This is a genomic window from Bradyrhizobium sp. SSBR45G, assembly GCF_030159255.1.
Taxonomy (GTDB): Bacteria; Pseudomonadota; Alphaproteobacteria; order Rhizobiales; family Xanthobacteraceae; genus Bradyrhizobium.
The window spans coordinates 347,794-359,577 of sequence record NZ_BSCT01000004.1 but is presented as its reverse complement, the minus strand read 5'-3'; the positions used below and the strand labels follow the sequence as shown (position 1 = coordinate 359,577).

Below are 11,784 nucleotides of genomic sequence, written 5' to 3'. Positions count from 1 at the left end.
CTCGCGTGTCGTGACGATCGCGCGCAACGCCCCTTCCGAGTGAGGCGGGATGCGCGCAATAGATCATGATTTCTGATATTCGTAAAGTGAAATCTGCCCGACGGGCAGTTCCTGTCGTTATGCAAGCTGATCCAAGACCATTCCGATCTGCTCCCTGATCTGACGGCGAAGCATTTTCCAACATGCGGCGGTGAAAGCGCTCGCTGAAAGACAGCGTCGAGCCATTGTCAGCACGATCGTGGCCACGGCTCGGCGCGGGCAACGGAACGAAGCGCGTGACCGACCGTTGCCCCTGCGCTGCATCATTTCCCGGATCCTCCGGGTTTCGTGCACGCCCTTGCATGAGGCAGATGATGACCGCAGCCCGGACGACAGCACGCGCGCTCGCAGCGTCAACGCCCAGCCTCCTTGCCAGCCCATCTCCGTCCTTCAAGCCTCTGGCGCGTCGCGGCAGGTCGCTGGCCAAGACTCATCCGTTTCTGCTGGCAGCAGCGGCGACCACGGCCGTCCTGGTCGTCACCGCCCTGATCAATCGCCGGCTCGCCAAGTCTGCCGAGCGCGACAATCCGCCTGCCGGCCAGTTCATCGACGTCGACGGCGTCCGGCTGCATTATGTCGAGCGCGGCACGGGCACGCCGCTGGTGCTGCTGCATGGCAACGGCAGCATGATCCAGGACTTCGCCTCCAGCGGCCTGATCGACCTCGCTGCGGAGAACTACCGTGTGATCGCGTTCGACCGGCCCGGCTTCGGCCATAGCGACCGCCCGCGCAATGTCGTCTGGACGCCGACGGCGCAGGCCGGGCTGATCAAGAGCGCGCTCGATCGCCTGGGCGTGTCAGAGGCCTTCGTCCTCGGCCATTCCTGGGGGGCGTCCGTCGCCGTCGCCCTCGCGCTCGAACATCCCGCCTTGGTGAAGGGACTGGTGCTGGCCTCCGGCTATTACTATCCGACCTTCCGGTCGGACGTGGTGGCCGGATCGGCTCCGGCCATTCCCCTGCTCGGCGACATCATCCGCTACACGATTTCACCGCTGGTCAGCCGCATGATGTGGCCGCTGCTGATGGCCAAGCTGTTCGGTCCGCGCTCGGTGCCGGCGAAGTTTGCCGGATTCCCGAAGGAAATGGCAGTCCGCCCGTCGCAGATCCGGGCCTCGGCGGCGGAAGCCGCCCTCATGATTCCCGATGCATTCCGCTTCAGGAAGGCCTACGGTGACTTGAAGATGCCCGTCGTGATCGTCGCAGGCGACCAGGATCGCCTGATCGATATCGACGCGCAATCCAGCCGGCTGCATCAGGACATCAGCCAGAGCACGTTTCGCCGCGTGCGCGGCGCCGGCCACATGGTCCATCAGACGGCGACCGAGGCCGTCATGTCCTCGATCGATGAGGTGGCTGCGGCTGCGTAGTCCGAGCGCAGTCATGGCTGTCGCCGCGGCACCGCGCGATCCGTCGCGGACACCGAGGCAGCGACGACACGGGGGATCGAACATATGCCGGCTGAGGACACGTGCATGCCGGTCTGGCACGAAAAGCATCTGCGCGCGGCAACCAAGGCGGCCGGCGTCGCGCTGTGGTCGTGGAACCTCGACACCGACACGACGCGGGCCGTCGTCGGCGCTTACGAGATCGATTTCCGCATTCTCGCCGATGGCGAGATCCGCTGGATCTCCGCGCGCGGCCAGGGCGACGATGTCGACATCGCCGATCGCCTGATATTCGGCATCTTCCTCGACGTCACCCAGCGCAAGCAGGCCGAAGAGGCCAACGAGCTGCTGGCGGGCGAGATGAGCCACCGGGTCAAGAACCTGCTGACGATCGCGACCGCGCTGACGCAGATGACGTCGCGCACGGCGGCGACGAAGGAGGACATGGCCGGCGAGCTGGCCAGCCGCCTGGTGGCCTTGGGCCGGGCCCAGGACCTCATACGCCCCGTGCCCGGGCGGCAACGCGAAGCCGCCCTGCTCGGCGATCTCGTCGCCGTGCTGCTTGCGCCCTACGACGAGAAAGGCGCCAGCGTCCGCATTCGCGTGTCGGTGCCGAAGATGAATGTCGGAGAACGCTCGAGCACGACACTGGCGCTGGTGATCCACGAGCTCGCGACCAACTCCGCGAAATACGGGTCGCTGTCGGTTCCGAGCGGGACGTTGGACGTGTCCTGCCATGCGCATGACGACGAGGCCGCGATGACGTGGACCGAACGCGGCGGACCGCCGCGGCCGGCCGCCCCGACCGAAGGCTTCGGCAGCAAGCTGATCCACCGCAGCATGACCGACCAGCTCGGCGGCACCATCGCCTTCGACTGGTCCGATGAAGGCCTCGTGGTGACGCTGCGCATGAGCCGCGAGCGGATGGCGAATTGATGCGGGCGGGCCCGCGTCGCTTCGTTTGCGTGGGCGACTAAATGCAATCCTCCCACGACATGACCGCTGGCAAGAGGCCCGTCCTCCAGTAGATCACTTTCCGATCCCGGGTTTCGAAGATGATCGCCCGCGTCGCGTCCTGGTTCTTGGCGATCACCCAATGATTCGGCGGAGGCGGCGTCTCGGTGACGCCGTGCTTGAGCCGATCAGCCATCTCCTCTGCGGTCTCCTCGCTCTCGTAGGGGGCGAATGTCCGCTCGGTCGCGCCATAGGCCCGCTCGATATCGGTCTCTGTCGAGCCCACGCCAATTCCGTTGGCATCCACGATCTTCGGATCCGGTCGGCGTCCATCGTCGAGGAACAGGCTGATAACCGCAATCCTGCCATCGACGATCACGTAGGACAACGCCTCGTCCTTGCCGTCGGCGCGGCTCACGACGTAGCACTCGCTCGTGTATGGCGGCTCCATGGGTCCGAGCTTCGCGTTCAAGGCGCGCTCGGCCTCGGTGACCGTCATGCCAAGAGTCACCGGCCCGACACCTTGCCACGAAAGCTCTTGAGCGGTCGCGGACAGTATCGTGAACGCCATGAGGACGGCCAAACATCCCATGCGCAACATCAATGAACCTCATTCGCTTCACGTCTGAAGCGTGAGATATCATGGCGACATCAGGATGTCGTAGGGTGGGCAAAGGCGCGACGCGGAGCGGCGCGACGTGCCCACCATCGAGCAACGAGCGCGCCTCGCAAGACGGTGGGCACGCGCCGCCGGTGGCGGCGCTTTGCCCACCCTACGGCACCTTGCGTGTAGCGCCCTACTCGGCCGCCAGCTGGCGCGGCGCGGACGGCGGGCTGGCGAGGTCGGCGGCGAGCTGGGCGTAGCGCACCTTGGCGTCCTGGACGGCCTTGTCCTTGACCGGGCCGTAGCCGCGGATCTTGTCGGGCAGCGACAGGAATTCGGCGGCGATCTCGGCGTTGGCCGGCGACAACAGGCTCAGCACCGTGGCGACGTCCTTCTCGTAGCCGGCGATCAGGTCGCGCTCGGTTCTGCGCTCGGCGGAATAGCCGAAGACGTCGAGCGGCGTGCCGCGCAGGCCCTTCAGCTTCGCCAGCAGCCGGAACATCTTCATCATGCCCGGGCCATAGCTCTTCTTCTTCGGCCGCCCTTGCGGATCGAGGCCGGAGTTGAAGATCGGCGGCGCCAGGTTGAAGCTCACCTTGTAGTCGCCCTCGAACGCATCATGCAGCTGCTTCTCGAACTTGCCGTCGGAGAACAGCCGCGCGACCTCGTACTCGTCCTTGTAGGCGAGCAGCTTGGCGTAGTTGATGGCGACCGCGCGTGGCAGCGCCTCGCCGTAGCCGCCTTGGTTTGCAGCTTCGCGGACCTGATCGACCAGCTTGCGGTAGCGCTTGGCGAGCCGCGCATTCTGATAGCCGGTGAGATGCGCCATGCGATGGGCGATGATCTCGTCGAGCGTCATCGCCTCCAGCGACTTCGGCGGCACCGCCTCGTCCTTGCCGGTCATCATGTCGGCAAGCCGCTCGGGATTGACCACCGCGAGGCGTCCGAGCCGGAAGGCCTCGGTGTTCATCTTGACCGCGACGCCATTGATCGCGATCGCCTTCTCGATCGCCTCCGCCGACAGCGGCAGCAGGCCCTTCTGATAGGCGTACCCCATCATCATCATGTTGGTGGCGATGCTGTCGCCGAGCAGCGCCTCGGCCGGCTTGGTGAAATCGAGGAAGCTCGAGTCCTTGTGCAGCGCCGTCTCCAGCAGGCCCGTCACCTTGCGGTTCTGGAAGTTGAAGTCGCGGTTGAGAACGAAATCGGCGGTCGGGATCAGATGGCTGTTGATGACGCCATGGGTGCGCGCGCTGTCGCACAGCGTGATCGTCTCCTTCGCGCCCGCCACCACCTCGTCGGCGGCGATGACGAGATCGGCGGTGCCGGTGACGATGCGCGAGCAGGTCACGTCGGCGGTGTTCTCGGAGAGACGCACGTGGCTGAGCACCGCGCCGCCCTTCTGCGCGAGGCCGGACATGTCGAGGATCATCGAGGCCTTGCCCTCGATATGCGCGGCCATGCCGAGCAGCGCGCCGATCGTCAGCACGCCGGTGCCGCCGACGCCGCCGACGGCGACGTTGTAGGGCCGGTCCAGCGACGGCTTGGTCAGGGGCTCCGGCATCACGCCGATGTCGCCGAGCTCAGCGGGCGCGCGCGAGCGCGGCTTGCCGCCGTCGATCGTGACGAAGGACGGGCAGAAGCCCTTCACGCAGGAGTAGTCCTTGTTGCAGGACGACTGGTTGATGACGCGCTTGCGCCCGAGCTCGGTCTCCAGCGGCTCGACCGAGATGCAGTTCGACTGCACCGAGCAGTCGCCACAGCCTTCGCAGACCGCGGGATTGATGAAGACCCGGCGCTGCGGATCCTCCAGCGTGCCGCGCTTGCGGCGGCGGCGCTTCTCGGCGGCGCAGGTCTGCACGAACACGATCGCGGATGCGCCCTTGGTCTCGCGCAGCGTCTTCATGACGTTGTCGAGCTCATCGCGATGCGCCAGCTTGACCCCAGGCGCGATGCTGTCGGCCGGATAAGCGTCCGGATTCTCCGACACCAGGTAGATCTCGCGGATGCCCTCGGCATGCAGCTGGAACGTGATCTGCTGCGGCGACAGATCGCCGTCATGGCGCTGGCCGCCGGTCATCGCGACCGCGTCATTGTAGAGGATCTTGTAGGTGATGTTGGCCTTGGAGGCGATCGCCTGGCGGATCGCGAGGCTGCCTGAATGGAAATAGGTGCCGTCGCCGAGATTGGCGAAGATGTGCTTCTCGTCGGTGAACGGCGCGATGCCGACCCACGGCACGCCCTCCCCGCCCATATGCGTGAACGTCTCGGTGTTGCGGTTCATCCACAGCGACATGAAGTGGCAGCCGATACCGGCCAGCGCGCGGCTGCCATCGGGCACCTTGGTCGAGGTGTTGTGCGGACAGCCGGAACAGAAATATGGCGTGCGCGCCACCGGCGAGACCAGCTGCATCTGCGAGGCGTCGCGGCCGTTGAACCAGTCGGCCTTGGCGCGCAGCATCGCCTTGATCTCGGGATTGAGGTCGAGCCGCAGCAGGCGCTCCGTCAGCGAGGTCGCGAGCGAGGCGACCGAGAGCTCGGTCGCAAACGGCAGGAAGCGCTTGTCGTGGTCGTCCATCTTGCCGACGATGCGCGGACGGACGTCGTCGCGCCAGTTGAACAGCTCCTGCTTGACCTGGTTCTCGACGATCTCGCGGCGCTCCTCGATGATGAAGATCTCCTCGAGGCCGACGGCGAACTGCCGCACGCCTTCCGGCTCCAGCGGCCAGGGCATGCCGATCTTGTAGAGACGAAGCCCGATCTTGGCGGCGACCTCCTCGGTGATCCCGAGCTCGCGCAACGCCTGGCGGATGTCCTCATAGCTCTTGCCCGACGCCATGATGCCGTAGCGGGCATTCGGGGAATCCATCGTGATGCGGTTGACCTTGTTGGCGCGGGCAAAGGCGATCGCGGCAAAGCCCTTGTAGTCCTGCAGCCGGCGGTCCTGCTCGAAGCGGTCATCCGGCCAGCGCAGATTGAGGCCGCCCGGCGGCATCTCGAAATCGGTGGGAATGACGAACGGTGTCATCTCGTCGTTGAGGTTGATCTCGGCTGTCGTCTCCACCGTCTCGGTGATCACCTTCATGCCGACCCAGCAGCCGGAATAGCGCGACATCGCGATGCCGAGCAGGCCCATCTCGATCATCTCGTGAATCGAGGAGGGGTAGAGGTAGGGCATCAGCGCCGACATGAAGGCGTGGTCGGACTGGTGTGGCACGGTCGAGGATTTGGCGCCGTGGTCGTCGCCGGCGAGGCACAGCACGCCGCCGTTCTTGGCCGAGCCCGCGGCATTGCCGTGGCGGAAGACGTCGCCGCAACGGTCGACGCCGGGGCCCTTGCCGTACCAGATGCCGACCACGCCGTCATACTTTCCGCCGGGCGACAGGGCGAGTTGCTGCGATCCCCAGATCGCGGTGGCCGCGAGGTCCTCGTTCACGCCGGGCTGGAACTTGACGTTGTACTGCTCGAGATGTTTCCGCGCCGAGAACAGCTGCTGGTCGTAGCCGCCGAGCGGCGAGCCGCGATAGCCGGAGATGAAGCCGGCGGTGTTGAGGCCGGCGGCGCGGTCACGCCGGATCTGGGCCATCGGCAGCCGCACCAGCGCCTGGATGCCGGTCAGGAAGATATGGCCGGAGCTTGCGGTGTATTTCTGGTCGAGATTGATCTCGCTCTCGTTGATGCCCATTCCGCCCTCTTGCCGTGCTTTGTCGGGGTGCGCGTGGGGCCGCCCGCCGGCGGAAGCACGCGTGCTCTCAACACTTTATGTCGGCTTTCGAAGCTTTCGCATCACAAATCTCGCCGATGCAGGGCAGCCAACCGAAATCGCAATTTCATGGCGGCACCCGGCCGAGGCCTTTGCGGTTTGTGTCGAAAACCATGGCTGCCGCGAAATGGGATGATGCGCAGCATTGCTTGGTAGCGACGTCTGGACGGTGACCGAACGGTTGCGGCGCGCACGAATCCGGCCTGGAGCCGATTGTGCGATGCGACAAGGCCCCATCAGCAGCTCAGTCCTTCTCTCCGCCGGTGAAGACGAAGCGCGGCATATTCCATTTGTAGCGGATGGCGAGCAGCCGGAACGACAGGCCGAGAATGAAGGTCAGCGCGGTCATGAGCCCGCCGCCGAGACCGATCGACAGACCCATCGCATAGACCAGGCCTGTCACCAGCGACACGCTGGCATAGAGCTCGGCGCGAAACAGCAGCGGCACGTCGTTGCAGAGGATGTCGCGCAGCACGCCGCCGGCACAGCCGGTGATCATCCCGGCGACGATGACGATGCCGAACGGAACATTCATCTGCCAAGCGATGTCGCAGCCGGAGATCGTGAACACGACGAGACCGATGGCGTCGAGCACGAGGAAGGCGGTCGTCAGCCGGTGAACGACGCGCGCCATCGCGATCGTGACAAACGGCGCCAGCAAGGTCAGCAGCAGAAGAGACGGCCGTTCGACCCAGGCGAGCGGATAGTGCCCGAGCAGCACATCGCGCAAGGTGCCGCCGCCGAGCGCCGTGATCGCACCGAGCAGGCAGACGCCCATCCAGTCCATGCTGCGGCGTCCCGCCGCAAGCGCCGCCGTCATCGCCTGCGCCGCCAGCGCCAGCCACGACAACAGATGCAACACGCTGTCCGCCGGCGGCAGGTTCCACATTGAAGGCTCCGAGAATCGCAGGTCGCGAATGGAACCTTAGCGCGCAGCGCACGGCAGACCAGCTTGTAAATTGCGAGGGTTGCACGGAACGGACCCGGGGCTCGCCCGGTTGTCGAGACACAATCCAGAGGAGGACATCATGGCCAACGAACGGCTTCCCAACGAACGCTATCCTGCCGGCATGAACCGGCCCGACATGAGTGCGCGCCCCGGCACGACCGGCGCCGACAACATTGGTGACGCCGATATGACCGGGATGCCGGGTGCTGAATACGAGCGCGCCGCGCGGATGGACAGCCAACTGCAGCCAGATCCCGAGCTGACGGAAAGTCGGTCTTCGCCAGGTCGAATGGCGGCCTATGCGGTCGGCATAGCGATCCTGCTCGGCGCCGTGTTCTACGGCCTGACCAGCTCATCCAATCGCGACAACCAGGCCAGCAACGCGCCGGCGTCACAATCCGCCTCGCCACAGCCCAGCGGCACGACGAATGCGCCGGGCGTGACCACCGGCTCGGCCAATAACCGCGCCGCGACGCCCGCGGCGCCGAGCGCGCCCACCAACAACGGCAAATAAACTCCCAGGGCGGCCGACCAACGGCCGGTACCAACTGGGCAGCGGGCGAGCAATCACCCGCTGCTTTTTTCTGTACCTGCCTCTTAAACTACGCGTCGACCTGTCCGTCCATTCGCGAAGCCCGGATTGGACGAAGCAGCCGCGGAACGATGAGCTTACGGCGGGAAACGATGGCTAATCAGCTTGAAACAGCGCATGGTGCCAATGGACCAACGCCCGGCACCGAACGGTGCGGAAAGGCAGCTGACATGACCATTCGCTCTCGACGTGACATGATCTCGTTCAAGCATCCATTCCTGATCCGGGGAATCGACCGCGAGCTTCCGCCCGGCACATATGAAGTCATCACTGACGAGGAGATGATCGAGGGTCTCTCCTTCGCGGCGTTTCGCCGTGTCGCCACGATGATCATCGTGCCCACGGCCGCCTCACGCGCTGCGACGGAGATGATCCCCATCGAGGCCGACGATCTCGCCAAGGCGCAGCGCGTCGATGCAGGCTGAGCTCAACCGAAGATCTTGTTCAGCTCGCCGCCGGGATAGCCGCCCTGCAACTCAGTGAACGTGCCCTGCTCGGCCATTTCCTTGGCCGCGCGCATGAACCCCGTCCAAGCCATCCGCGCCAGCGAGCCGCCGACGCTGATGCGGCGCACCCCGAGACCGCTGGCCTCCGCCAAGGAGAGGCCGGACGCGCCAATCAGCAGGTTGACCGGTTTGGGCGCCACTGCCCTCACGACGGCCGAGATCTCCTCGATCGTCTTGATCCCCGGCGCGTAGAGACAATCCGCGCCGGCCTCAGCATAGGCCACCAGGCGCTCGGTCACGAGACCGAGATCGGGCCTGCCCCAGAGGAACGCCTCGCAGCGGCCGGTCAGCAGCACGTCACCGCCGCTCGCGTCGATCGCCTGCCGCGCGGCGCGAATCCGCGCCACCGCCAGCCCGTGCTCGTACAGCGGATCGGCCTTGTCGCCGGTCGAGTCCTCGATCGAGAGCCCGGCCACGCCGGTTGCGATCGCGCGCGTGACATTGGCCGCCACGCCCTCCGGCGCATCGGCAAAGCCGCCCTCGAAATCGGCGTTCACGGGGATGTCGACCGCGGCGCAGATCGCGGTGAGATGGGCCAGCACCTCGTCCAGCTCGACCTTGGTGTCCGCCTTGCCGATCGACCAGGCGAAGCCGGCGCTGGTCGAGGCGATCGCCTTGAAGCCCAGATGCTGCAGCATCTTCGCCGTCCCGACGTCGAATGGATTCGGCAGCACGAAACAGCCGGCCTGATGCAGTTCGCGAAACGCCGCGCGCTTGTCAGCAACCGTCACAGTCATGTCATCCTCCCATGCATCCTGGCTTGCTCGAGCATAGTCCGTCGCTCATGGCGCTGCCACCACGTTGCGCAAAAATGTTCGCTCTTCGCTGAGAATGAGCTTGTGCTCCTCGGCCAACGCGAAGTTCGCCCGCCCCTCGGCATCACCGCGCAGCGCAGCCCGATAGCGCTCGTAAGAGGAGAGACTGTCGAAGGAGATCAGGCCGTAGGCGATGTCGTTGGTGCCCTCATGGGGCATGAAATAGCCGATCAGATCGCCGCCGCAGCGGGGAATGATCGACAACCAGCGCTGCGCATAGAGTTCGAAGACCTCGCGCTTGAACGGATCGATGCGATAGCGGATGAAGACGGTGATCGGCATGACAACCTCGGGTGGCCTCGATATCGTCGAGACTATCCGCTTGCCCGTCCGGAATGCTTCGGCTAGCATCGAACTATGAAATCAGGCCCAGACATCGCGATGGTGGCCGCGCTGGTCGGCGATCCCGCCCGCGCCAACATGCTGACCGCCCTGCTGTCGGGCCGCGCCCTGACCGCGACAGAGCTCGCCCAGGAGGCCGGCGTCACCCCGCAGACGGCAAGCTCGCATCTTGCCAAGCTCGAAGGCGGCGGCCTGGTCGAGCCGGAGAAGCAGGGTCGCCACCGCTACTACCGGCTCGCCGATCCCGACGTCGCCGACGTGCTGGAGAAGCTCGCCGGGCTTGCGGCACGGGCCGGCCATATGCGGGTGCGCACCGGGCCGAAGGAGCCCGAGTTGCGGCGCGCCCGCATCTGCTATGACCATCTCGCCGGCGACCTCGGCGTCCGGATGCTGGACAGCATGGTCAGCCAGAAGCTGGTGCGCCGGCGCAAGCAGGAGATCCTGCTCACCACCGACGGCGAACATTTCCTGGCGAAGCATTTGAGGATATCGCCGGAGATGCTGGCGCATCCGCGCCGGCCCGTCTGCAAGGCCTGTCTCGACTGGAGCGCACGGCGGCACCATCTCGCCGGCACGCTGGGCGCCGCCTTGATGAAGCGCTTCACCGAGCTGAAATGGGCTGCGCGCGATCCGGCACCCGGCAGCCGCGTCGTCAATTTCAGCCGCGCCGGCGAGAAGCATTTCGCGGCCCTGTTCGGGTCGGAAGGCGACTGACGATCACGCGCTGTTTATCGCATCGGGCAGCGGGTGCCTTGCACGCGAGGCGAATGCAGGCCACGGCAAAACGGTTGACGATGGTCTCGTCCCGGTTTGCCAGGAGTCTCAATGTTCCGTTTCGCCGTCGCGCTGTGCACCGCCCTCCTCGTTGTCGCGTCCACCAATGCCCCGGCTGCAGAAACGCCGCGTGAGCCCTATGGCATCAATCTCGAGGGCTTTGCCTATCCCTATCCGGTCAGCCTGCTGCCGCTGGTCAATGACGGCGAGCCGCTGCGCATGGCCTACATGGATGTCGCGCCGGCGCAGCCGAATGGTCGCACCGCGCTGCTGCTGCACGGCCGCAACTTCCCGTCGAGCTATTGGGCTCCGGTGATCAAGACGCTGGCCGATGCCGGCTTCCGCGTCATCGTGCCCGACCAGATCGGCTTCGGCAAATCATCCAAGCCGTCGGGCGAGCTGCATTTCGATACGCTGGCGCGCAACACGGTTGCGCTGCTCGATCATCTCGGCATCGCCAAGGCGGAGATCGTCGCGCATTCGATGGGCGGCATGCTCGCCGTGCGCATCGCCCGCGCCTACCCGGACCGCGTCGCGCATCTGCTGCTGACCGCTCCGATCGGCCTGGAAGACTATAGGCTCTACGTGCCGCCGATCCCGTCGGAGAAGATCCTGGAGAGCGAGGACCGGCTCGCCGCGGAAGGCTATCGCAAGCAGCTGGAGACCAACTACGCGCTGAAGCTGCCGGCCGAGCAGGTCACGCCGTTCATCGATGCACGCTTCAATCTCAAGGGCAGCGCCGACTATGCGCGCTGGCTGAAGAGCTTCGTCAGCTCCTACCAGATGATCTATCGCGAGCCTGTGGTGCACGAGCTTCCGCTGCTCACCCAACCGACGCTGTTCATCATGGGCGCGGACGATCACAACGCGCCGGGCCGGCCCTACGCGCCGGAGGGGCTGAGGGCGAAGATGGGACAGAACGCGGAGCTGGCGCGGAGTCTCGCGAGCGGCATGCGCGATGCTCGAACGGAGGTGATCGCCAATGCAGGTCACCTCGTTTTCCTCGATGCGCCGGAGACATACAGCGCGCTGCTGCTAGGGTTTCTGGGCAGGTAGCGCCG

11 protein-coding genes are annotated in these 11,784 nt (G+C 65.6%); 6 read left to right on the top strand and 5 right to left on the bottom strand.

Translation table 11 applies throughout. The features are described 5' to 3' along the window. The first annotated feature begins 353 nt into the window (after nucleotides 1-353). Nucleotides 354-1,406 carry an alpha/beta fold hydrolase gene (locus QQL87_RS08140; RefSeq protein WP_284417873.1) on the top strand — a complete coding sequence of 351 codons (1,053 nt, stop codon included), beginning with the start codon at nucleotides 354-356 and terminating at the stop codon, nucleotides 1,404-1,406. Between the two features lie 105 nt (nucleotides 1,407-1,511). After that, entirely contained in the window at nucleotides 1,512-2,360 is an 849-nt protein-coding gene (locus QQL87_RS08135; RefSeq protein ID WP_284417872.1) for a sensor histidine kinase, read from the top strand. A gap of 37 nt (nucleotides 2,361-2,397) precedes the next feature. Here QQL87_RS08135 and QQL87_RS08130 read toward each other — a convergent pair whose 3' ends face one another. The 3 genes from QQL87_RS08130 to QQL87_RS08120 form a co-directional block, all read right to left on the bottom strand. Further along, complete coding sequence (locus QQL87_RS08130; RefSeq protein ID WP_284417870.1) at nucleotides 2,398-2,877, bottom strand: hypothetical protein; 480 nt, start codon at nucleotides 2,875-2,877, stop codon at nucleotides 2,398-2,400. Nucleotides 2,878-3,175: 298 nt separating this feature from the next. Then, nucleotides 3,176-6,667, bottom strand: coding sequence for an indolepyruvate ferredoxin oxidoreductase family protein (locus tag QQL87_RS08125; protein ID WP_284417869.1), 3,492 nt, complete (start codon nucleotides 6,665-6,667; stop codon nucleotides 3,176-3,178). 322 nt (nucleotides 6,668-6,989) lie between these two features. Beyond that, the gene (locus QQL87_RS08120) at nucleotides 6,990-7,634 is read right to left on the bottom strand and encodes a trimeric intracellular cation channel family protein (protein ID WP_284417868.1); all 645 of its coding nucleotides are present in this window, start codon (nucleotides 7,632-7,634) and stop codon (nucleotides 6,990-6,992) included. Between the two features lie 139 nt (nucleotides 7,635-7,773). On the opposite strand from QQL87_RS08120, the gene QQL87_RS08115 reads away from it, so the two are divergent. After that, nucleotides 7,774-8,208, top strand: a complete 435-nt coding sequence (locus QQL87_RS08115) for a hypothetical protein (protein ID WP_284417867.1) — start codon at nucleotides 7,774-7,776, stop codon at nucleotides 8,206-8,208. A 248-nt stretch (nucleotides 8,209-8,456) separates the two neighbouring features. Beyond that, nucleotides 8,457-8,711 carry a hypothetical protein gene (locus QQL87_RS08110; protein ID WP_284417891.1) on the top strand — a complete coding sequence of 85 codons (255 nt, stop codon included), beginning with the start codon at nucleotides 8,457-8,459 and terminating at the stop codon, nucleotides 8,709-8,711. A 2-nt stretch (nucleotides 8,712-8,713) separates the two neighbouring features. On the opposite strand, the gene QQL87_RS08105 is transcribed toward QQL87_RS08110, so the two are convergent. Continuing rightward, nucleotides 8,714-9,529, bottom strand: a complete 816-nt coding sequence (locus tag QQL87_RS08105) for an isocitrate lyase/PEP mutase family protein (protein ID WP_284417866.1) — start codon at nucleotides 9,527-9,529, stop codon at nucleotides 8,714-8,716. Nucleotides 9,530-9,574: 45 nt separating this feature from the next. Continuing rightward, a complete protein-coding gene (locus QQL87_RS08100) occupies nucleotides 9,575-9,889 on the bottom strand; it encodes an NIPSNAP family protein (RefSeq protein ID WP_284417865.1) in 315 nt (104 codons plus the stop codon). A gap of 75 nt (nucleotides 9,890-9,964) precedes the next feature. Here QQL87_RS08100 and QQL87_RS08095 point away from each other — a divergent pair, with 75 nt between their 5' ends. Further along, nucleotides 9,965-10,663, top strand: a complete 699-nt coding sequence (locus QQL87_RS08095) for an ArsR/SmtB family transcription factor (RefSeq protein WP_284417864.1) — start codon at nucleotides 9,965-9,967, stop codon at nucleotides 10,661-10,663. A 111-nt stretch (nucleotides 10,664-10,774) separates the two neighbouring features. Next, a complete protein-coding gene (locus tag QQL87_RS08090) occupies nucleotides 10,775-11,779 on the top strand; it encodes an alpha/beta fold hydrolase (protein ID WP_284417863.1) in 1,005 nt (334 codons plus the stop codon). Nucleotides 11,780-11,784: the final 5 nt, after the last annotated feature.